The 22,161-nt window shown below is 73.4% G+C and carries 16 protein-coding genes and 1 pseudogene; 8 read left to right on the forward strand and 9 right to left on the reverse strand.

What is annotated here, in order from left to right:
* Positions 1 to 58 precede the first annotated feature (58 nt).
* The 6 genes from AC2RP6_RS08780 to AC2RP6_RS08805 form a co-directional block, all read right to left on the reverse strand.
* On the reverse strand, positions 59 to 2,278 hold the full coding sequence (locus AC2RP6_RS08780) for an NADP-dependent isocitrate dehydrogenase (protein ID WP_486445689.1): 2,220 nt from the start codon (positions 2,276 to 2,278) through the stop codon (positions 59 to 61).
* A 221-nt stretch (positions 2,279 to 2,499) separates the two neighbouring features.
* Positions 2,500 to 2,853: a DUF805 domain-containing protein gene (locus AC2RP6_RS08785; RefSeq protein ID WP_486445690.1), complete on the reverse strand. Its 354-nt coding sequence runs from the start codon at positions 2,851 to 2,853 to the stop codon at positions 2,500 to 2,502.
* Positions 2,854 to 3,142: 289 nt separating this feature from the next.
* On the reverse strand, positions 3,143 to 3,970 hold the full coding sequence (locus tag AC2RP6_RS08790; protein WP_486450263.1) for a chitosanase: 828 nt from the start codon (positions 3,968 to 3,970) through the stop codon (positions 3,143 to 3,145).
* Positions 3,971 to 4,092: 122 nt separating this feature from the next.
* The gene (gene corA / locus AC2RP6_RS08795) at positions 4,093 to 5,175 is read right to left on the reverse strand and encodes a magnesium/cobalt transporter CorA (protein ID WP_486445691.1); all 1,083 of its coding nucleotides are present in this window, start codon (positions 5,173 to 5,175) and stop codon (positions 4,093 to 4,095) included.
* 100 nt (positions 5,176 to 5,275) lie between these two features.
* Positions 5,276 to 5,668 carry a TOBE domain-containing protein gene (locus tag AC2RP6_RS08800; protein WP_486445692.1) on the reverse strand — a complete coding sequence of 131 codons (393 nt, stop codon included), beginning with the start codon at positions 5,666 to 5,668 and terminating at the stop codon, positions 5,276 to 5,278.
* A 31-nt stretch (positions 5,669 to 5,699) separates the two neighbouring features.
* A complete protein-coding gene (locus AC2RP6_RS08805) occupies positions 5,700 to 6,608 on the reverse strand; it encodes a LysR family transcriptional regulator ArgP (protein WP_486450264.1) in 909 nt (302 codons plus the stop codon).
* Between the two features lie 69 nt (positions 6,609 to 6,677).
* Here AC2RP6_RS08805 and AC2RP6_RS08810 point away from each other — a divergent pair, with 69 nt between their 5' ends.
* From AC2RP6_RS08810 to AC2RP6_RS08820, 3 genes are all read left to right on the forward strand, one after another.
* Positions 6,678 to 7,301 carry a LysE/ArgO family amino acid transporter gene (locus AC2RP6_RS08810; protein WP_486445693.1) on the forward strand — a complete coding sequence of 208 codons (624 nt, stop codon included), beginning with the start codon at positions 6,678 to 6,680 and terminating at the stop codon, positions 7,299 to 7,301.
* Between the two features lie 123 nt (positions 7,302 to 7,424).
* On the forward strand, positions 7,425 to 8,408 hold the full coding sequence (locus AC2RP6_RS08815) for an NUDIX hydrolase (RefSeq protein ID WP_486445694.1): 984 nt from the start codon (positions 7,425 to 7,427) through the stop codon (positions 8,406 to 8,408).
* 41 nt (positions 8,409 to 8,449) lie between these two features.
* Entirely contained in the window at positions 8,450 to 9,640 is a 1,191-nt protein-coding gene (locus AC2RP6_RS08820; RefSeq protein WP_486445695.1) for an MFS transporter, read from the forward strand.
* A gap of 136 nt (positions 9,641 to 9,776) precedes the next feature.
* Here AC2RP6_RS08820 and AC2RP6_RS08825 read toward each other — a convergent pair whose 3' ends face one another.
* The 3 genes from AC2RP6_RS08825 to AC2RP6_RS08835 form a co-directional block, all read right to left on the reverse strand.
* Complete coding sequence (locus AC2RP6_RS08825) at positions 9,777 to 11,222, reverse strand: glyceraldehyde-3-phosphate dehydrogenase (protein ID WP_486445696.1); 1,446 nt, start codon at positions 11,220 to 11,222, stop codon at positions 9,777 to 9,779.
* 127 nt (positions 11,223 to 11,349) lie between these two features.
* On the reverse strand, positions 11,350 to 12,984 hold the full coding sequence (locus AC2RP6_RS08830) for a phospholipase D family protein (RefSeq protein ID WP_486445697.1): 1,635 nt from the start codon (positions 12,982 to 12,984) through the stop codon (positions 11,350 to 11,352).
* The gene (locus AC2RP6_RS08835) at positions 12,981 to 14,126 is read right to left on the reverse strand and encodes a PP2C family protein-serine/threonine phosphatase (protein WP_486445698.1); all 1,146 of its coding nucleotides are present in this window, start codon (positions 14,124 to 14,126) and stop codon (positions 12,981 to 12,983) included. The genes AC2RP6_RS08830 and AC2RP6_RS08835 overlap by 4 nt, the downstream gene beginning before the upstream one ends.
* A gap of 219 nt (positions 14,127 to 14,345) precedes the next feature.
* Between AC2RP6_RS08835 and AC2RP6_RS08840 the strand changes: the two are divergent.
* The 5 genes and pseudogenes from AC2RP6_RS08840 to AC2RP6_RS08860 all read left to right on the forward strand — a co-directional run bounded on the left by AC2RP6_RS08840 (position 14,346) and on the right by AC2RP6_RS08860 (position 22,143).
* Positions 14,346 to 15,337: pseudogene (locus AC2RP6_RS08840) on the forward strand (cyclase family protein).
* A 123-nt stretch (positions 15,338 to 15,460) separates the two neighbouring features.
* Positions 15,461 to 18,301, forward strand: coding sequence for a SpoIIE family protein phosphatase (locus tag AC2RP6_RS08845; RefSeq protein WP_486445699.1), 2,841 nt, complete (start codon positions 15,461 to 15,463; stop codon positions 18,299 to 18,301).
* 94 nt (positions 18,302 to 18,395) lie between these two features.
* Positions 18,396 to 19,961 (forward strand): sugar ABC transporter ATP-binding protein, encoded by a 1,566-nt coding sequence (locus AC2RP6_RS08850; protein WP_486445700.1) that lies wholly within the window; start codon positions 18,396 to 18,398, stop codon positions 19,959 to 19,961.
* Positions 19,958 to 20,980: an ABC transporter permease gene (locus AC2RP6_RS08855; protein ID WP_486445701.1), complete on the forward strand. Its 1,023-nt coding sequence runs from the start codon at positions 19,958 to 19,960 to the stop codon at positions 20,978 to 20,980. The genes AC2RP6_RS08850 and AC2RP6_RS08855 overlap by 4 nt, the downstream gene beginning before the upstream one ends.
* A 35-nt stretch (positions 20,981 to 21,015) precedes the next feature.
* Complete coding sequence (locus AC2RP6_RS08860; protein WP_486445702.1) at positions 21,016 to 22,143, forward strand: substrate-binding domain-containing protein; 1,128 nt, start codon at positions 21,016 to 21,018, stop codon at positions 22,141 to 22,143.
* The last annotated feature ends 18 nt before the right edge of the window (positions 22,144 to 22,161 follow it).

Consider the following 22,161-nt stretch of genomic DNA (forward strand, 5'->3'; position numbering starts at 1 on the left):
AAACGGGTCCGCCCCGGCCGGGCGCGGGGCCGGCCGGGGCGGAACGCGTCGACGGGTGTCAGCCGAGGAGGCCGAGCGCCTCGTTGAGGGTCGCGGACGGACGCATGATCGCCGCGGCCTTGGCCGGGTCGGGCTGGTAGTAGCCGCCGATCTCCGCAGGGGCGCCCTGCACCGCGATCAGCTCGCCGACGATGGTCTCCTCGCGCTCGGCGAGGGTCTTCGCGAGCGGCTCGAAGGCCGCGGCCAGCTTCGGGTCGTCGATCTGGCGGGACAGCTCCTGCGCCCAGTACAGGGCGAGGTAGAAGTGGCTGCCGCGGTTGTCGATGCCGCCCAGCTTGCGGCTCGGCGACTTGTCCTCGTTGAGGAAGGTGCCGGTCGCGCGGTCCAGGGTGTCGGCCAGCACCTGGGCGCGGGCGTTGCCGGTGGTGACCGCGAGGTGCTCGAAGCTGGCGGCCAGCGCGAAGAACTCGCCCAGGCTGTCCCAGCGCAGGTAGTTCTCCTTGACCAGCTGCTGGACGTGCTTCGGGGCGGAGCCGCCGGCGCCCGTCTCGAAGAGGCCGCCGCCGTTCATGAGCGGGACGACCGACAGCATCTTGGCGCTGGTGCCCAGCTCCAGGATCGGGAAGAGGTCGGTCAGGTAGTCACGCAGCACGTTGCCGGTCACCGAGATGGTGTCCTCGCCGCGGCGGATGCGCTCCAGGGAGAAGGCGGTGGCCTCGACCGGGGAGAGGATCTTGATGGTCAGACCCTCGGTGTCGTGGTCGGCGAGGTACGTCTTGACCTTGGCGATCAGCTGCGCGTCGTGCGAACGGTTCTCGTCGAGCCAGAAGACGGCCGGGGCGCCGGTGGCGCGGGCGCGGGTGACGGCGAGCTTGACCCAGTCCTGGATCGGCAGGTCCTTGGTCTGGCAGGCGCGGAAGATGTCGCCGGCGGCGACCTCCTGCTCCAGGACCGTGGTGCCCGCGGCGTCGACGAGGCGGACGGTGCCCGCGGCGGCGATCTCGAAGGTCTTGTCGTGGCTGCCGTACTCCTCGGCCTTCTGGGCCATGAGGCCGACGTTCGGCACCGAGCCCATGGTGGAGGGGTCGAAGGCGCCGTTGGCGCGGCAGTCGTCGACGACGACCTGGTAGACACCGGCGTAGCTGCTGTCCGGGAGGACGGCGAGGGTGTCGGCCTCGTTGCCGTCGGGACCCCACATGTGGCCCGACGTGCGGATCATGGCCGGCATCGAGGCGTCGACGATGACGTCGGACGGCACGTGCAGGTTGGTGATGCCCTTGTCGGAGTCGACCATGGCGAGGGCCGGGCCCTCGGCGATCTCGGCCTCGACGGAGGCCTTGATCGCGTCACCGTCGGGCAGGGCGCCCAGGCCGTTCAGGATGGCGCCGAGGCCGTCGTTGGGCGACAGGCCGGCGGCGGCCAGGGTCTCGCCGTAGCGGGCGAAGGTCTTCGGGAGGAAGGCGCGGACCACGTGGCCGAAGATGATCGGGTCGGAGACCTTCATCATCGTGGCCTTGAGGTGCACGGAGAACAGGACGTCCTCGGCCTTGGCGCGCTCGATCTGGTCGTTGAGGAAGGTGCGCAGCGCGTCGACGTGCATGACGGACGCGTCGACGACCTCGCCGGCGAGGACCGGTACGGACTCGCGCAGCACGGTGACGGCGCCGTCGGCGGCGACGTGCTCGATGCGCAGGGTGCCGTCCTCGGCGACGACGGTGGACTTCTCGGTGGAGCGGAAGTCGTTCTCGCCCATGGTGGCGACGTTCGTCTTCGACTCGGTGGTCCAGGCGCCCATGCGGTGCGGGTGCGTCTTGGCGTAGTTCTTGACCGAGCCGGGGGCGCGGCGGTCGGAGTTGCCCTCGCGCAGGACCGGGTTGACGGCGCTGCCCTTGACCTTGTCGTAACGGGCGCGGACGTCGCGCTCCTCGTCGGTCTTCGGGTCGTCCGGGTAGTTGGGGAGGGCGTAGCCCTGGCCCTGGAGCTCGGCGATCGCGGCCTTCAGCTGCGGGATCGAAGCCGAGATGTTCGGAAGCTTGATGATGTTGGCTTCCGGGGTCTTCGCCAGCTCGCCGAGCTCGGCGAGGGCGTCGGCGATCCGCTGGCCCTCCTCGAGGTACTCGGGGAACACGGCGATGATCCGACCGGCCAGGGAGATGTCACGGGTCTCGACATTCACACCGGCCGTCGACGCGTAGGCCTGGATCACAGGCAGGAAGGAATACGTCGCGAGGGCCGGGGCCTCGTCAGTGTGCGTGTAGATGATGGTCGAGTCAGTCACCGGATGCTCCGCTCCACAGTCTGCGTCTCTCGTCTGCAACATTGCTCGACATCAAGATATCTCGTGATCGGGCCGGTCAGCACAGCCCCCGGCCGCCAGTCGGCGAGACGCACGTCACGCGGGCCGCGGCGGCCCCGGAAACGGCGAGAGCGCCGCCCGCGGCTGTCTCCAGCCGGGGCGACGCTCTCGCGGTCGGACCACGATCGGGCCCGCGCGCCTGATCAGGCGGCGAGGACCTTCGGGTTCTGGCCGTACTGGTTCGGCTGCTGCTCACCGGCGGTGGCCAGCAGGACCAGGAGCCAGATGCCACCGACGAGCGGCACGAAGGAGATGAGGAGCCACCAGCCGGACTTGCCCAGGTCGTGCAGACGGCGCACGGCGACGGCCAGGCTCGGGAGGAAGGTGCCGAGCGCGTAGAGGGCGTACAGCCACGGGGCGGTGCCGATGACCGCGTCCAGGATCATGACAATGATGAGCGCGGCGATCTGGAAGAGGGTGTACATCCAGTACTCCTGGCGGCGCGCGCGGCCGGAGAAGTCGGCGTACTTCTTCAGAACGTCGAGGTAGTAGTTCACGGGTCCCCCCAGAGGACGGTTGGTTCGGCCCGTCCTGCTGGAGCAAGCCGGGGCAGAACTTATGCCCCCCTTACGTCGGGGTCAAGCCACTTACGGGGAAGCCAAATCGGCCGGACCGCCCGATTTCCGGCACCCGAGTGACGAGTTCGGGACACGACCGGGGCGCCATGTCCCCGGTCGTCCGAATCGTCCGCACCCAAGGCCTACTTGACACCCCGGGAGCCACCCGGATCGTTACCGACATCGTTACCGCGTCGCGACCCGGCGCGGGAGTCACCGGGCGGCGCGGTCAGCCGATGCGGAACGAGTCGCCGTAGACCTTCCAGTCGAGGGGCGTGTCGAGGTTGAAGTTGCCCTTCCTGAGGAAGACCCGCTGCGCGGTGTCGACCCGGCTGGTGTCGCTGTGCGCCTCCTCCTGCTTCATGGCCCAGACGCGGGCGTCGAGGAAGGCGTTCAGCCAGGTGGCCTCGTTGCCGCCCTGGGACGGCGGCTTGGCCCTGGACAGGGCGCGCTTGCGGATGTTGCGGAAGCTGGTCGGGTCGGAGCCGTCGCCGTGCATCACGATGGCGTCGTAGTAGGTGAACTGGCCGAGGACGCCGACCCCGTCCGACTTCCCCTGCTTCACGGCCGGGTTGAAGTAGACCCGGTCGCGCTCGTGGTCCTGGGCCTTCCTGAACTCCGCGTCCTGGGCGGCCTTCGCCCAGTCCCTGGTGAAGTTCGGGTCGAGGCCCGCATGCGAGTCGCTGCCGTCGACCTCGCGCAGGGCCGGCAGGTACTTGGCGAGGACGTTGCCGGGCTTGACCCTGGTGTAGTGCTCGACGAGGTCGAGCATGTCGCCCGTGCCGGAGCAGAAGCCGATGATGCCGGCGGTGTAACCGCGGCCGTCGCCTATGTCCTCGATGTACTTGTACTGCGCCTTCCAGTCCAGCGAGGAGTTCTCCGCGCTGGAGACGATCTGCATGGCGATCTCCTTCTTCGCCGGATCGTCGAGCCCCGCGACCGCCGCGGGCGCGGCGGCCCGTGCCGCGCGGGCGGGGTCGGGCGGCGCGGCGGTGGCGTGGGCGGCGACGGGTACGGCGAGGAGCGCACTGCCGAGCAGGGCTCCGGTCGCCAGCATGGTGCGGTGGGGGGCGAACACAAGGCCTCCATGGGGGAGTTGAGGCGTCCTGGCTTCGTTAGGAAACTTTACTGCCAGATCTGAGAGCGACTCAAGACCGCCCCGACGGTATTTCGCCCGGCTCAGAGCCAGCCGTTGCGGCGGAAGCCCCGGTGGATGACGAAGCAGGCGAGCGCCATGACGCCGAGGACGAGCGGATAGCCGTACGTCCAGTGCAGTTCGGGCATGTGGTCGAAGTTCATGCCGTAGACCCCGCAGACCATGGTGGGCACGGCCACGATCGCCGCCCATGCCGTGATCTTGCGCATGTCCTCGTTCTGGGCGACGGTCACCTGCGCGAGGTGGGCCTGGAGGATGGAGTCCAGGAGGTTGTCGTAGGCGCCGATCTGCTCGGTGGCCCGGGTCACGTGGTCCGCCACGTCCCGGAAGTACGCACGGATCTCGGGCGGGATGACGGGTATCGGCTGGGTGGCCAGCTGCTGGAGCGGGCGGCTCAGCGGTGCCACCGCCCGCCGCAGCTCCAGGAGTTCGCGCTTGAGCTGGTAGATCCGACCGGCGTCGCCGCGGCCGCCGTTCTCACTGAACACCGCGGTCTCGACGGCGTCGATGTCGTTCTGCACGGCGTCCGTGACGGCCACGTAGTCGTCGACCACGTGGTCGGCCATGGCGTGCAGGACCGCCGCGGGCCCCTTGAGGAGCTGGTCGGGGGCGGCCTCCAGCTCCTCGCGCACCGGACCGAGGGTGCCGCGGCCGCCGTGCCGGATGGTGATGACGAAGTCCTGGCCGGTGAAGGCCATCAGCTCGCCGGTCTCCACCACCTCGCTGGTGGCGGTGAGTTCCTCGTGCTCGACGTAGCGCACGGTCTTGAAGACGGAGAACAGCGTGTCGCCGTAACGCTCCACCTTCGGCCGCTGGTGCGCGTGCACGGCGTCCTCGACGGCGAGGGGGTGCAGGCCGAACAGCTCGGCGAGACCGGCGAGTTCGGACTGCGCCGGCTCGTGCAGGCCGATCCAGACGAAGCCGTCGCCCGTCTTGCGGACCCGGCGCAGCGCCTCCTCGACCTCGGCGCAGTCCTCCTGCCGTACGCCGTCGCGGTAGACCAGGCAGTTGACCACCGAGCTGCCGAGCGGGGAGCGGGCGGGGTGGCTGAGGTCGACGGCCCGCCGGTAGCCGCGACGCACGGCCCGGCGCAGGTTGCTGAACATGGACAACGGCGTACTCCCCTTCGGCGGATCAGCGGCCAGTCTGCCATCGCCGCCGACCGCTCGTGTCCGGGCACACCCCGGGGTCCTCGGGGCCGCGGGCTCAGACGCGGTCGATGAACACGCTGGTGGACTTGACCCGCGCCGTGGCCCGCGCGCCCACCTCCAGGCCCAGTTCCTCCACCGCCTCGCGGGTCAGCAGGGAGACGATGCGGTGCGGGCCGGCCTGGATCTCCACCTGGGCGTCGACCGTGCCCAGCTTCACCCCGGTGACGATCCCGGGGAAGGCGTTGCGCGCCGAGGTGTGGGCGGACTCCTCGCCCTCGGCCCCCTCCTGGGCGGCCTCGACGCAGAAGGCGGCCAGGTCCGGCCCGTCCACCATCCGGCGGGTGCCCTCGCGGCGGGTGGGGAAGCGTTCGGCATCCGCCCACCGTCGGGCGGTGTCGATGCTGACGCCGAGCAGCCGGGCGGCCTGGCCGATCGTGTAGGACTCCATGACCGGCAAGCCTATGCGGCGGCGCGGGCGATCACGCCGGAGGGACGCGCAGTGCCCGCGCGGCCGCCTGCGCGACGATGTCGGCCACCGTCGAGAGGGCCGGCGAGTCCAGCTTCCACTGCTGCCAGTACAGCGGTACGTCCAGCGGCCGCCGGGGCACCACCAGCACCAGCTCCCCGTCACGCACCAGGGGGGCCGCCTGCTGTTCGGGCACCAGCCCCCACCCCAGTCCGGCGACGACCGCGTCGCGGAAGCCCTCGGACGTCGGCACGTGGTGCCGGACCCGCCCCGCGCCGGCCGCCCGGTCCCCGGTCAGCGAGCGGACGAAGGCGTCCTGGAGGTCGTCCTTGCGGTCGAAGACGATCGTCGGCGCCTCCCGGAGGTCCCGCTCCGGCGGGCCCGTCAAGTACCGGGCGGCGAAGGCGGGACTGGCCGTCGGCAGGTACCGGGCCAGTCCCAGCATCCGTACGCCGCATCCGGCCACCGGGTCCGGGGAGGAGGTCACGGCCGCCATGACCTGGCCCTCGCGCAGCAGCGCCGTCGTGTGCGACTCGTCCTCGCGGTGCAGCTCGATGCAGATCGGCGGGTCCTGCGGGACCCTCGTCAGCGCCGGCAGGAACCACGTCGCGAGGGAGTCGGCGTTCACCGCGATCGGCAGCCGCACCGGGCCCCGCTCGTCGGCCATGCCCAGCTCGGCGCGCGCGTCGCGCTCCAGCCGGGCCAGTTGCCGGGCGAAGCGGACCACGACCTCACCGGACTCCGTCGCCCGCACCGGCTTCGTCCGCATCAGCAGCACGCGGCCGGTGCGCTGTTCGAGGGCCTTGACGCGCTGGCTGACCGCCGACGGCGTCACGTGCAGGGCGGCCGCGGCCGCGTCGAAGGTGCCCTCGTCGACGACGGCGAGGAGGGTGCGCACCTGGTCCAGGGGAAGCTCGTCCATCACGGGCGCTAATGGTACGTAAAAATCTTTAGCTGTACTGAAAGGTGTCGGCTGCCTACGGTCGGAGTCATGACACACGGCATCACCACCGCGGCCCTGGCCGGCTTCGGCACCGGGCTCTCCCTCATCGTCGCCATCGGCGCGCAGAACGCCTTCGTCCTCCGGCAGGGCGTGCGCCGGCACGCCGTGCTCGCCGTGGTCGCGATCTGCGCGCTCTCCGACGCGCTCCTCATCGCCCTCGGCGTGGCGGGCGTCGGCGCCTTCGTGACGGCCTGGCCGGCCGCCCTGACCGCGGTGGGCCTGGCCGGGGGCGCCTTCCTCGTCTGTTACGGGGTGCTGGCCGCGCGGCGGGTGCTGCGGCCCGTCCCCGGTGCCGCCCTCACCGCGGAGGGTGCCGCCTCCGGTTCCGCCCGCCGGGCCGTGCTGACCTGCCTGGCCATGACCTGGCTCAACCCGCACGTCTACCTCGACACCGTGCTGCTCGTCGGATCCCTCGCCGCCGACCGCGGCGACCTGCGCTGGGCCTTCGGCGTCGGAGCCGGCCTGGCCAGCCTGACCTGGTTCGCGGGCCTGGGCTACGGGGCCCGGCTCCTGAGCGGCCTCCTCGCCCGCCCCTCGGCCTGGCGCGTCATGGACGGCCTCGTCGCGGCGACGATGGTCACCATGGGCGGCCTCCTCCTCGCCCGCGCGTAATCCGTCCCGGGTAGGCAGCGGACAACGACGGGCCGCGGGGCGGGGGTGGGCATGTCGGGGCGGGGGGGTGGGTGGGGGAAGGGGGATAGTGCTCGTGCCGACCCTCGTCCCAGGAGCCCCGCCGTGCCCGCACGTCCCTCCCCCGCCCGCCCGGCGCCGCTCGTGGCCGCCACCGGGATCCTCCTGGACGCCCGCGGGCGGGTCCTCGTACGGACCGCCCCGGCCGGTACGGACCTGCCGGGCGGCACGGTCGAGGACACCGAGACGCCGGAGCGGGGGCTGGCCCGGAGCCTGCGGGAGGGGCTGGGGCCGGCCGTGCCCGTCGGCCGGCTGCTGGCGGTCGACTCGCGGCCGCCCGGCCCGACCGGCCGCGCCCTGATCGTGCACGTCCACCTGATCGGGCCGCTCCCGCCCCGGCAGGCCTCCGCGCTCACCGGCGCCCGCTGGCTGCGGCCGGAGGAGGCCTGCGCGGTCCTGCCCGCCCCGGTCGCGGCCCGGTTGCGGGCCGGACTGGCCGCCCTGCACACCGGGTCCTTCGCCCACCTGGTCGACGGTGTACCCCAGCCGGGCTCGCCCGCCGGCCTGGATCCGGCCCGGCGGGTGGCCCTGGAGCACGCGGGGGCGCTCGACGCCGCCAGCCACCGGGCCAGCCGGCCGAAGGCGCTGACCGCCGCCAGCGTGGTGTTCACCGACGACGGCGGCCGGATCCTGCTGGTGCAACCCGCGTACGGCCGCACCGACCGCTGGAACCTGCCCGGCGGCGGCATCGACAGCGACCTCGGCGAGATCCCGCGCGCCGCCGCCCGGCGGGAGGTCCGCGAGGAGCTCGGCCTCGAACTCGCCCCGGGCCGCCTGCTCGCCGTGAACTGGTCGCACAAACCCGGCCGTCCGGTCCGTATCCGCTTCCTCTACGACGGCGGCGTGCTCGACGCGCCGACCCTCGCCCGGATCCGGCTGGACCGCACCGAGCTCCTGCAGTGGCGCACCGTCCCGCGTGAGGACCTCCCCGCCCTGGTCAAGGGGGCGCTGCGGCGCCAGATCACCGCCTGCCTCGACGCCCGGGCGAGCGGCGCCGGCCCGCTGGAACTCCACGCGGGCCGTCGCTGACCGCCCTGCGGCGCCGCGGAGGCCGGGATACCGTCTGCGGCATGGACGGTGATCGCCGAGGGTGGCGCCAGTGCTTGCTCAGCGGTGCGGTGTTCGCGGTGTGCATGGCCGGCACCACGCTGCCGACCCCGCTCTACGGCCTCTACCAGGAGAAGTTCGGCTTCTCCGAACTGGTGGTGACCGTCGTGTACGCCGTGTACGCCTTCGGGGTCATCGGTGTGCTCCTGCTGGCGGGCAACGCCTCCGACGCCGTCGGGCGGCGGCCCGTGCTGCTGGCGGGCCTGGGCTTCTCCGCGGCCAGCGCCGTCTGCTTCCTGTGCGCCACGGCGATGGGCTGGCTGTACGCCGGACGGCTGCTGTCGGGGCTGTCCGCCGGCCTGTTCACCGGCGCCGCCACCGTGTACGTGATGGAACTGGCCCCGCCGGGCGGGTCCTCCCGGGCCACGTTCGTGGCGACGGCCGCCAACATGGGCGGGCTGGGCTGCGGCCCCCTCCTCGCCGGGCTGCTCGCCCAGTACGCGCCCTGGCCGCTGTACCTGCCGTTCGCCGTGCACCTGCTCCTGGTCGCCGTGTCGGCCGCCGTCGTGCTCGGACTGGACGAGACCGTCCGGGAGCGGCGGCCGCTGAGCACCGTACGGCCGCAACGGCCCGGCGTACCCCCGCAGGTGCGGTCCGTGTTCGGGCCCGCGGCGATCGCCGCCTTCGCGGGCTTCGCGCTGTTCGGGGTGTTCACGTCGGTCAGTCCGGCCTTCCTGGCGCAGTCCCTGGACGTGACCGATCACGCCGTGAGCGGGCTCGTCGTCGCGCTGGCCTTCTTCTCCTCCACCGCCGGACAGCTCGCCGTCGGCCGGGTGGGCGTGGGGCGGTCGCTGCCGCTGGGCTGTGCGGGGCTGCTCGCCGGGCTGGCGCTGCTGGCGGGCGCGCTGGTGTGGGACCTGCTGGCGCTGGTGGTGGCGAGCGCCGTGGTCGGCGGGGTCGGGCAGGGCATGGCGTTCCGCGGGGCGCTGTCGGCGGTGGCAGCGGCCTCACCGCCGGACCGGCGCGCGGCGGTCGTCTCGACGCTGTTCGTCGTGGCCTACGCGGGCATCTCCGTACCGGTGATCGGCGTGGGCCTGCTCGTCGATCCGATCGGCCTGGAGGGCGCGGGGCTGGTGTTCATCGCGTGCATGGCCGCCCTGGTGGGCGCCGCGGCCGTGTACCTGCTGCGTCGGCCGGTACCCGCGGACGCGTGAGCGTGACGGGCGGGGGTGCGGGGACGGGGGCGGGGGCGGGGGCGGGCGGGCGCCGCGGTGGCCGCTCGGACGACGAACACCGCCGCCCCGCGGCGCGGAGCGGCGGGGCGGCGGCGTCGACACGGGTCGGGCGGGATCAGACCGCCGGCACCGGGTAGGTCGGGTACTCCACGCCGGAGACGTGCTGGACGACGCGGATGACCTGGCACGAGTAGCCGAACTCGTTGTCGTACCAGAGGTAGAGGATCGCGTTGTCGCCGTCGACCTTGGTCGCGCCGGCGTCGACGATGGACGCGTGGCGCGAGCCGACGAAGTCCATGGAGACGGCGTCGGGGGCGGTGGTGAAGTCGATCTGGCGCTTCAGCGGCGAGTTCAGCGAGACGTCGCGCAGGTGGTCGAGGACCTCTTCGCGGGTGGTCTCGCGGCCCAGGCGCAGGCTGAGGATGGCGATCGAGACGTCCGGGACGGGGACGCGGATCGAGCTGCCGGTGATCGGCGCCTTGAGGTCGGGCAGCGCCTTCGCGACGGCGGAGGCGGCGCCGGTCTCGGTGATGACCATGTTCAGCGGCGCGGAGCGGCCGCGGCGGTCGGCCTTGTGGTAGTTGTCCAGCAGGTTCTGGTCGTTCGTGAACGAGTGGACGGTCTCGACGTGGCCGCGCAGGACGCCGTACTCGTCGTCCATGGCCTTCAGCGGCGGGACGATCGCGTTGGTGGTGCAGGACGCGCAGGACAGGATGCGCTCGTCCGGCTTGACGGTGTCGTGGTTGACGCCGTGCACGATGTTCGGGACGTCGCCCTTGCCCGGGGCGGTCAGGACGACCTTGTCGATGCCGGGGCGCAGGTGCTTGGACAGGCCCTCGCGGTCGCGCCACTTGCCCGTGTTGTCGATGAGGATGGCGTCCTTGATGCCGTACGCCGTGTAGTCGACCTCGGAGGGGTCGTTGGCGTAGATCACCTTGATCGCGTTGCCGTTGGCGACGATGGTGCTGTTGGCCTCGTCGACGGTGATCGTGCCCTGGAACTGGCCGTGGATCGAGTCGCGGCGCAGCAGGGAGGCGCGCTTGACCAGGTCCTGGTCGCCGCCGCCGCGGACGACGATGGCCCGCAGGCGCAGGCCCTTGCCGGAGCCGGCCTTCTCGATGAGCAGGCGGGCGACGAGGCGGCCGATGCGGCCGAAGCCGTAGAGGACGACGTCCCGGCCCCCGCTGCGCTCCAGCTTGTGCTCGCCCGTGGCGCCGGCGACGGCCTGGGCGGTGAACTCCTCCACCGACAGGCCGTGGTCGTCGGCCTTGTACGTGGCGGCGAGCATGCCGAGGTCGATCTGCGAGGGACCGAGGTCGAGCGCGGTGAGCGCCTGCAGGAACGGCATGGTCTCGGTGACCGACAGCTCCTCGCCGTCGATCTGCCGGGCGAAGCGGTGGGTCTTGAGGATGCTGACCACCGATTTGTTCACCAGGGAGCGGCTGTGGAGCAGGATGTTGACGTCCCGCTCCCGGTGCAGCTTCCCGATGATCGGGATCATCGCCTCCGCGATCTCCTCGCGGTGGTTCCAGTTGGTGAACGAGTCCTCGTTGACAGTCACAGGCTTTATCTTTCGAGCTAGGCGGCGCTCATATGCTAACCCCACTACTCATGGGACGCTTAAGGGGTACCCGTCCAGGAGCCCGGTGCGCTGCTTTGCCCCACTACGCCCAAGTACGCACCCCCGGTCAGAACCTCTTGCGCCACCTCAGCCCCATCGGGCGGCCGTCGGGATCGACCAGGACGCGGTGGAGCGGGCGGGCCAGCAGCCTCCGGCCGGCGGGCAGGTCCGGGGGACCGTAGCGGCGCAGCCGCCCGGGCGGGCGCGGTCCGCGGCGGCCCCCCTCGTACCAGGCGTCGAGCGCGGCGGCGGCCGCCCGGAAGGCCTCGAAGGCGGCCACGGGGTCGCAGAGCGAGCCGCCGTCTCCCTCACCGCCACCGTCAACGCCGTCGTCCGCCTCCGCGAGGTCCAGGTGCTCGCGCATCAGCTCCAGGCGCAGCTCCCGGGCGAAGACGCGGGCGCCGTCCCCCAGGCCGCCCGGATCCCGCGGAGCGCGCGGGTCCGGGGTCTCGTCGTGGACGGCGCAGCCGAGTTCGGAGTCGTGCGTCCAGGAGCGGAGGTTGATGTTGTCCGACCCGACCGATGCCCACACGTCGTCGATCACGCACACCTTGGCGTGGACGTAGACGGGCGTCCCGGCGTGGTTCTCCAGGCCGTACACCGCGACCCGGTCGCCGCCGGCCCGGCGCAGCTCGGACAGTGCGTTGATCCGCCCGATCAGGTTCATCGGGAGGGTGAGCGGACCGTCCTGGTCGGGGTACGTGGGGACGACGCCGATCATCCGCAGCCGCGGATGGCGGCGCAGCGCCTCGGCGAAGCCGGCCACGACGCGGGGCGACCACAGGTACTGGTCCTCCAGGTAGATCAGCGCCCGGGCCCGGCGCAGCGACTTGAGGTAGCCGCGGGCGATGCTGCGCTCGCCGTCGGGGGCGAAGGGGTAGCCGGCCAGCAGCCGGTTCGGGTAGGTCCGCAGCAACTGGACGGTGTGGCTGCCGCAGGGGGCCGGGTCGGGGGTCTGGGGCGGCAGCGGGTCCGCGTGGACGTCCTCGCGGTGCATTCGCTCCCGCAGGCGGGTCAGGGGGCTGCGGCTGAGCGGGGCGGGGTCGTCCCAGCGCTCGCGGAAGACGGCCTCGACGTCACCGACGACCGGCCCGCGCAGGGCGAGCTGGACGTCGTGCCACGGCGGGTGCGGCCCGTAGGGGGCGGCCAGGGGCAGCGACTGGCGGTCGCCGCGGTGCTCGGCGTCGTCGTTGCGGTTGTGGCACAGGTCGATGCCGCCGACGTAGGCGACGTCCCGCTCGGGGCGGTCACGGTGGCGCAGCACGACGAGCTTCTGGTGGTGGGAGCCGCCGGGCCGGACCCGCATGTCGAGCAGGCACTCGCCGCCGGCCCGCGCGATCTCCCGGCCGAAACGGAGGTTCTCCTCCTCGCTGAAGTGGAGGCTGTCCAGGTGGGAGCGCCAGAGCAGGCCTTTGACCATGACCCCGCGCTCGGCCGCCCGGCACAGGACCGCGCCGATCTCGGTGCCGGGTCCGTCGAGCCGCTCGTCGGGGTCGCCGCGCCAGTCGGTGAACAGCAGCAGGTCGCCCTCGCGCATCGCTTCGACTCCCGCCAGGAGCTCGGCGAAGTAGGAGGCGCCGTGGACCAGTGGCCGCGCCCGGTTGCCCCAGGACCAGGCGGCCCCGTCCGCGCGCCGGTCGTCCAGGCGGGTCGCGGGATTGCCGCGTTCGCCGCGGACCAGGAGCCACTGCACGCGGGTCATCGGGCCGGCTCGCCGGTGTCGTCGCGCCGGTCGACGAGGATCATCGCCACGTCGTCCGCCAGCTGGTCGTCGGTGTGGCGGATCAGCGCCTGGCAGAGCCGGTCCAGGAACTCTCGGGGCCCGCGGTCGGGCATCGCCTCCATGGCCTCCGGCAGGGCGAAGAACGCGTTGCCGCGGTCGCGGGCCTCGTTGACGCCGTCGGTGTGGAGCAGCAGGCGGTCCCCGGGCAGGAAGGCGAAGCTGTCCCGGGTCCCGGGCGGCCCGGCGATGAACTCGCCCAGCCCGAGCGGCGGCAGCGGAGTGCTCGGCATCAGGGCCTCGACCTTGCCGTCACGCAGCAGCAGCGGGGGCGGATGGCCGCGGTTGACCACCTCGACGACGTTCCCGTCGGGCACCTGGGCCACCACGGCGGTGACGAAGCCCTCCACGAGCGCCTCCTCGTCGACCGCTCCCGGTACGGCCGCGTCGCGGCGCATCGCCGCCTCGCAGTGCCGGATGACGTCGACCAGGTCGTCCTCGTAGTAGACGGCTTCCCGGAAGGCGCCCAGTACGGCCGCGGCCGTCCGTACGGCCGGCAGGCCCTTGCCCCGTACGTCGCCGACGATCATCCGGATCCCGTACCGGGTCTCCATGGCCTCGTAGAGGTCCCCGCCGATCTGCGCGCCCTTCTCGGCCGCGAGGTAGATGCTGGCCGCGCGCAGCCGGCCCAGCCGTTCGGGGACGGGCCGCAGCAGGACCTTCTGCGCCGCCGAGGCGATCCGGCGGACCTGGTTCAGCTCGCTCGCGCTGCGGGCGCGGGCCATGCGGCTGGTCATCACGCTGGCCACCGACACCAGGAAGAGGGCGATGAAGTTGCTGTAGACCTGCTGGTTGCCCCACGCCTGGTTGTACGTGGCCGTCGTGATGCTCACGGCCACGGCCAGGGCCGCCGCGGCGATGGTGCCCCGGGGTCCCATGGTCACGGCGGCCAGCGCGGGCGTGGCCACCAGGAAGGGCCCGGTGTACAGGAAGTGTGCGGGCGTGAACTCGATGGCCAGCACCAGGAGCGCGATCGCGAAGGGCACGCACTCCGCGAGGACGAAGAGGACCTGGTGATGACCGCTTCCTCCCGGTCGGGAAGAGGAGCCGATGGGCACCCGCATGCATACAGCCTGCGCCGTCGGAGCTCGTCACCGCCACTCGCCGGGGCCCCGCGCCCCCGGGCCGGGGACGGTCGCGGCCGGTCGGCGCCCCCGTACGGCCTACCGGGCGGCGTGCCCCGCGTAGGGCCGCGGGCCGGCGGGCATGTGCTTGCGTGCGCACACCGGGGAAGGCCTCCCGGCCGTGGAGCACCGCACCCGCACCCAGCGCAGGAGCAGCAGGTGAGCAGCAGCCCCCCACCCGACCCCGCCGCCGCGCCCGACCCCGCCGGTCCCGGCCCGGGTCCCGGCCCCGATCCCGGTCCCGGGGTCTCGCGTGCGGAGTTCGACTCCCTCTTCGCCTCGGTCAGTACGTGGGGCCGGTGGTCCCCGGCCGACCGCGGCGCCTGGAACCGGGTCACCCCGGACCACGTGCTCCGGGCGGCCGCCCTGGTGCGGTCCGGCACGACCGTGCCGCTGGGCCTGCCGTGGAACACCCGCGCCGCACCGGACAACAGCGGCCGGCCCTGCACCACATGACCGACCTGGGTGACGTGGAGCCCGGGGAGCCCGCCACGCACAAGGACTTCCTCGCCGCCGACTACCACGGCAAGGCGGTGAGCCACCTCGACGCGCTGTCGCACGTCGCCTACCGCGGCGACCTCTACGACGGCCGTCCGGCGCGGCAGGCCGTCGGCGCGGGCGGCGCCCGCTTCGGTTCGGTGGAGGCCCTCGGCCCGCTGGTCGCCAAGGGGGTGCTCCTCGACCTGCCGGCGGTCCTGGGGACGGACTGGCTGGAGCCCGGCCACGCGGTCCGCGCGCGGGACGTCGTCGCCGCGGAGCGGGCGCTGGGGGTGACGATCGACGAGGGCTGTGCGGTGCTGCTGCGCTCCGGCCGCTTCCGGCGGCGCCGGGAGCTCGGCCCCTGGGACGCCGACGCGGCCTGTGCGGGCTTCCACGTGGACGCCGTGCCGCTGCTGGCGGAGCGGGCGATCGCGCTGCTCGGCGGCGACGGGGACAGCGACGTACGTCCCTCGCCGGTCGAGGGAGTGCACTCCCCCGTGCACGCGCTGGCCGTCGCCGCCATGGGGGTGCCGCTGTTGGACAACCTCGACCTGGAGGCCCTCTCGGCGGCCTGCGCCGGAGCCGGGCGGTACGCGTTCATGCTCATGGTCTCGCCGCTCAGGGTGCCGGGCGGGACGGGGTCACCGGTCAATCCGGTCGCGGTCCTGTGAGGCAGGGGGAACACTGCAAGAACGGGCCGGAGCAAGCAGACCCATTCCGCTCTATTGAGGTAAAAGCGGAGGAATATACTCGGAAGGCGCTCGCAGGCGGCACGGCAAGGGGAAGTGGTGCAGATGGGGGTCACGGGAGGCAAGGTCAGCCCCGTACGCTCCCGTGAGCGGTTCCTGCTGGGCGAGGCGGTCGAGGGCAGCGTCCGCGGCACCATCCTGAACTCCTGGATGCGCAGCCGGATGCTGGGCCTCTCGCCGGAGCAGACGGACCTCCCGTACACGGACGACTTCGACCCGGACAGCCGGCTCGTCCGCGCGGCCGGGCCGGTCCTCGACCAGCTCCAGTCCAGGTTCTCGGGCAGCCAGATGAACGTCTCCCTGGCCGACGGGAACGGGACCGTCCTGCAGCGCCGGTTCGGCGAGCCGACCCTGGCCGGCCGGCTGCCGCCGATCCAGAGCGTCCCCGGCTTCGTCTTCGCCGAGCGCTACGCGGGCACCAACGGCATCGGGCTCGCGCTCGCCGAGAGGCGGCTCTGCCAGGTCTACGGCGCCGAGCACTTCGCCGAGCGCTCCCAGTCGAACGCCTGCTCCGCGACGCCCATCCGCGACCAGTTCAGCGGCCACATCGTCGGCGTCCTCTGCTTCGGCTACCCGCGCAGCTACGAGGACCCGGCCCTGCCGGTCCTGGTCCGCCGGGCGGCGGAGTCCATCGAGCGCCGCCTCATGGAGCAGGGTTCGGCGCGCGAGCGCGCCCTGCTGCGGACGTACCTCGAAGCGCGGCTCCGCGCCCGAGGGGGCGAGGCCGCCGACGACGGGCAGCTGATCGGGCTGGACGAACTGACCGGCGGCGGGCTGGACCGGCAGGATCAGATGGTCCTGAAGGCGAAGGCCACCGAGCTGATCTGCTCCCCGCAGCGGGCCGCCGTGGAGGTGCCGCTGTCCCACGGGCGCGGGGTCACCCTCCTGAGCAGCCCGGTCACGAGCCCCTCCGGGGTGCAGGGCGTCGTCGTCGAGGCGGTCCTCACCGGGGAGTCCCCGCCGGCGCACCACCTGGCCGCCACGAAACCGACCGCCTCCGCCCTGGGCGCCCTGGCCCTCGCCGCCACGGAACGCGCCGAGTCGCTGCCCTGGCACCTCGCCGACGCCTCCGCCGGCGCGCGGTACGCGGGCGGCGCACCGGCCGGGCCGGGCGGGAGGGCGTCCGCCCGCACGGACGACGCGGCCGGTTCCTCCGGCGCCGTCCGCGGCCTGGTCCTGGTGGGCGAGCCCGAGGTGGGCAAGTACGCCGTGGCCGCACGCCGCCGCCTGGAACTGCTGGCGGAGGCCAGCACCCGCATCGGCACCACCCTGGACGTGAGCCGGACGGCCCGGGAACTCGCCGAGACGGCCGTGCCGCGCCTGGCCGACTACGTCACGGTCGACCTGGCCGGAGCCGTGCTGCGCGGCGAGGAGTCCGCCGACCCGCAGGCCGAGCTGCACCGCACGGTGGTCCACGGCATCCGCGACGACTGCCCCTTCCACCCCGTCGGCCACCAGGTGCGCCTGGATCCCGGCAGCCCGCACATGCGCTGTCTGGAGGGCGAGCCTGCCGTACTGGAGACCGGCCTGCAGGACACCACTCCGGCGTGGATGCTGCCGGGCATCGAGCACGCCCGGGGGATCCTGGCCCACGGCGTCCACTCCATGATCTGCGTCCCCCTCCTCGCCCGCGGCGTACTCCTCGGGATCGCCACCTTCTACCGCTCCGAGGACCCGGCCCCCTACGGGGACGACGACAGCCGGCTGGCCCGGGAACTCGCCGCCCGCGCCGCCCTCTGCATCGACAACGCCCGCCGCTACACCCGCGAGCACACCCTCGCGCTGGCCCTGCAGCGCAGCCTGCTCCCGCGCGGCCTGCCCGAGCAGAGCGCCGTGGAGGTCGCCCACCGCTACCTGCCGGCCGAGTCCGGGGTGGGCGGGGACTGGTTCGACGTCATCCCCCTCTCCGGCACCCGCGTCGCCCTGCTCGTGGGCGACGTCGTCGGACACGGACTGCACGCCGCCGCCACGATGGGCCGGCTGCGGATCGCCGCCCGCACCTTCGCCGAGCTGGAACTGGCCCCCGACGAGCTGCTCACCCACCTGGACAACCTCCTGGTGCGGCTGGACCGCGAGGAGGGCGGCGACGCGAGCGCCACCGGCAGCACCGGCATCGTCGGCGCCACCTGCCTGTACGCCGTCTACGACCCCACCTCGCAGATGTGCACGATGGCTCGCGCCGGGCACCCCCCGCCCGCCCTCGTCGCCCCGGACGGCGGCGTGACCTTCCCCGACCTGCCCGCCGGACCGCCGCTGGGCCTGGGCGGGCTGCCCTTCGAGACGGCCGAGGTCCGCCTCCCCGAGCACAGCACGCTGGTCCTCTACACCGACGGCCTCGTCGACGCCCGCCACCGCGACGTCGACGTCGCGCTGGAGCAGCTGCGCCAGGCGCTGGCAGGGCCGGACCGGACACCCGAGGACACCTGCCGGGCCGTCATCGACGCCGTGGCGCCGGAGCATCCGGGCGACGACGTCGCGCTGCTCGTCGCCCGCACCCGTACCGTGCCGGCCGACCGGATCGCCACGTGGGACCTCGTCCCGGACCCGTCCCGCGTCGGCGAGGTCCGGGCCGCCGCCACCCGCCGGCTGGCGGCGTGGGGGCTGGACGAACTCTCCTTCGCCGCCGAGCTGATGCTCAGCGAGCTGGTCACGAACGCCATGCGGTACGGCAGCGAACCCATCCAGGTCAGGCTGATCCACGACCGGGCCCTGATCTGCGAGGTCTCCGACGGCAGCAGCACCGCCCCCCACCTGCGGCGGGCCGCGACGACGGACGAGGGCGGACGCGGCCTGTTCCTCGTCGCGCAGCTCTCCCGGACCTGGGGCGCCCGGTACACCCCCCGGGGCAAGGTCATCTGGGCCGAATGCGCCGTGGACGCGGCATGACCCGCAATGTCCGAGATGCAGCGATGGTCCCCAGTAACATCCCGACTGTTCCCTGACGCAGCACCACCTCCCCCAGGCGGCCCCGGAGACGTCCGTGCATGACACTCCCGTCACCTCGATGAGCCCGCCCCCGCCCTCCGGGGCCGAACCCCTCGTCCGGGTACGCGGTCTGGGCAAGCGGTTCGGCGGCACCGTCGCACTGGACTCCGTCAGCCTCGACCTCCACGGTGGCAGCGTCCTCGCCCTCCTCGGACCCAACGGGGCCGGCAAGTCCACCCTGATCAAGGTGCTCGCGGGGGTCCACCACGCCGACGCGGGCGAGGTGACGGTGGCCGGCCACCCGCACCCCTGCGAGGCGGCCTTCCGCGAGATGTCCTTCATCCACCAGGACCTCGGTCTCGTCGAGTGGATGACCGTCGCCGAGAACATCGCCCTGGGTGCCGGCTACCCCCTGCGCCGCGGCCTGATCTCCTGGCGGCGGACCCGGGAACGCTGCGACGAGGCCCTGCGCACCGTCGCCGGGCACCTCGACGCCGACGCGCGCGTCGCCGACCTCGCCCCCGCCGAACGGTCCCTGGTCGCCATCGCCCGCGCGCTGGCGCGCAGCGCCCGCCTCATCGTCCTCGACGAGCCGACCGCCACCCTGCCCGCCGCCGACTGCGCCCGGCTCTTCGACGTCCTGCACGCCCTGCGCGACCGGGGGCACGGCATCCTGTACGTCAGCCACCGGCTCGACGAGGTCTACGAGGTGGCCGACACCTTCGCCGTCCTGCGCGACGGCCGCCTCGTCAGCCACGGGCCGCTGGCCCCGTACTCCCCCGCCCGCCTGGTGCGCGACATCGTCGGCCACGAACCGGCCCGCCGGACGCCCGGCCCCGCGCCGGGATCCGCGGCCGCGGAGCCCCGGCCCGCCGTCCTGAGCCTCGACGGCGTGTCGACCGGCCGCACCGGGCCCGTCACCCTGGAGGTGCGCGAGGGCGAGGTCCTCGGCATGGTGGGCCTGACCGGCGCCGGCCACGCGCACCTGGGCCGCGCCCTCGCCGGCGCGCTGCCGTTGCGCGGCGGCCGGGTCCTGCTGGACGGCCGCCCGTACCGGCCGCGCACGGTCGCCGGGGCCCTGCGGGCCGGTGTCGGATTCGTCGCCGGCAACCGTCAGGAGGAGGGCTGCGCCGCCGATCTGACGGTGCGGGAGAACTTCCTCGCCAACCCGCGGGCAACCGGTGTGCCCGACTGGCGCTGGAGCGGTCCACGGCGCGAACGCGCCGAGGCGCGCGCCCTGATCGACCGGTTCTCGGTGCGGCCCCGCGACAGCGAGGTGCCCATCGCCACCCTCTCCGGCGGCAACCAGCAGAAGGTGGTCGTCGGGCGGTGGCTGCGCGGGAACCTGCGGCTGCTGGTCCTGGAGGAGCCGACCGCCAGCGTGGACGTCGGGGCCAAGGCGGCGATCCACCGCATCCTCGACGAAGCCGTGGCCGCGGGCCTGGCCGTCCTGCTCGTCTCCACCGACTTCGAGGAGGTCGCCGACCTCTGCCACCGCGCGCTGGTCTTCGGCCGCGGCGCCGTGGTGGCCGAGCTGGCGGGCGGGACGCTGAACGTCACCGAGCTGACGCGCACCGCCTCCGCCCTGCCCGCGATCACCGGAGACGGGACGGGCCGGTGATCCGCCGGCGCGCCCACTTCGTCGGCACCTACGGCCTGCTGACCCTGACCGTCCTGCTCTTCCTGGTGTTCTCCCTCGTCCTGCCGGACACCTTCCCGACGAGGGACAACGTCTCCTCGATCCTGTCCAACCAATCGATCCCCGCCCTCCTCGCGCTCGGCGTGACCGTCCCCGTCGCGGCCGGCCGGTTCGACCTGTCCATCGGCTACGGCCTGGGGCTGGCCCACGTCATGGTGATGCACCTCATCGTCGACGAGCACTGGCCCTGGCAGCCGGCCTGCCTCACGGTCGTCGTCGGCGGGGCCCTGGCCGGCGTCGTGAACGGCATCATCGTCGAGTTCGCGCGCATCGACTCCCTCATCGCCACGCTCGGCACCGGCAGCATGATGTACGCGGCGACCGGCTGGATCACCGACGGCAGCCGGATCGTCCCCGGCCCCGAGGGTCTCCCGGCCGCCTTCACCGGCCTGTACGACTCGACGGTCCTCGGCCTGCCCGTCCCCGCCTTCTACGTGCTCGCCGTCGCCGCCGCCCTGTGGGTGCTGCTGGAACGGCTGCCGCCGGGCCGGTACCTGTACGTCATCGGCTCCAACCCGCGGGCCGCCGCGATCCTCGGCATCCCCACCCACCGCTACTCCGTCGTCGCCTTCGCCGCGTCGGGCCTGATCGTGGGCTTCGCCGGCGTCCTGCTGGCGGCGCAGCAGCAGATCGGCAACCCGAGCGTGGGCCTGGACTACCTGCTGCCCGCGTTCGTCGGTGCCCTGCTCGGCTCCACCGCGATCAAACCGGGCCGCGCCAACGCCCTGGGCACCCTCGTCGCCGTGGCCGTCCTCGCCGTGGGACTGGCCGGGATCGGGCAGCTCGGCGCGCAGTTCTGGGCGACCCCGCTGTTCAACGGCGCGACCCTGCTGATCGCGGTCGGCCTGGCCGGCTACTCCGCCCGCCGCCGGCTGCGCGCCGGCGCCACCACGACGGGCGCGGCCGCGCGCACCCGGCACCACCGGCCGGACGCCCCCTGAGACCACCTCGCAGCGCACAGAGCGTCAGGAGCACCGTGTACCCCCACCGCACGACCCTTCTCGCGGCCGCGGCCCTGTTCACGGCGGCCGTCGCCGGATGCGGGGGCGGCCCGGCGGGCACGACCGGCACCGCGGCGGCCGGCTGCCCGGCCGTCCTGCAGGCCGCGCAGGCCGCCGTCGACGAGGCCGAGAGCACCGACATCTCGTGGACCGGCCCCACGACGGGGCCCGCGGCGGCCCCCGGCAAGAGCATCGTCTACGTCGCGCAGACCATGACCAATCCGGGGGTCGCGGGAGTCGCCCGCGGTCTCCAGCAGGCCGCGAAGGCCATCGGCTGGCAGGTCCGGGTGATCGACGGGGAGGGCAGCCCGGCCGGGATCCAGGCGGCACTGAGCCAGGCCGTCACCCTGAAGCCCTCGGGCATCGTCATCGGCGGATTCGACCCGCGGCTGACCTCGCAGCAGGTCGCCCGGGCCCGGGCGGCGGACATCCCGCTCATCGGCTGGCACGCGGTCGACACCCCCGGGCCGAGCACCGACCCTCCGCTCTTCACCAACATCACCACGAAGGTCCAGGACGTGGCGAGGATCAGCGCCGACTGGGTCATCGCCCGGTCCGACGGCCGGGCGGGCGTCGTCCTCTTCACCGACGACTCCATCCCCTTCGCGCGGACGAAGGCCGACCTGATCGAGCGGCGTCTCGCCGACTGCCCCGGCGTACGGCTCCTGGCGTACGAGAACGTCCCCATCCCGGACGCGAGCCGGCGCACCCCGCAGGAGGTCTCCTCCCTCCTGTCCCGCTTCGGGAAGAAGTGGACCCACACGGTCGCCATCAACGACCTCTACTTCGCCGACGCCGCCCCGGCCCTGCGGGCGGCCGGCAGGCCCGGCGGCGGGCCGCCGTCCAACATCGGCGCGGGCGACGGCGATCCGTCCGCCTTCCAGCGCGTCAACAGCAGGCAGTACCAGGCCGCCACCGTGCCGGAGCCGCTCGCGCAGCAGGGCTGGCAGATCGTCGACGAGTTCAACCGCGCCTTCGCCGGCCGGCCCGCCAGCGGATACGTCGCCCCCGTCCACGTGGTCACGGCCGACAACAGCGGCGGGGCGACCTCCTGGGACCCCGTCGGGTACCAGGAGGCGTACGAGAAGATCTGGCGCGGGTGACCTGCCGGCGCCCGCGCC

Source organism: Streptomyces sp. WAC03905, from assembly GCF_057371075.1.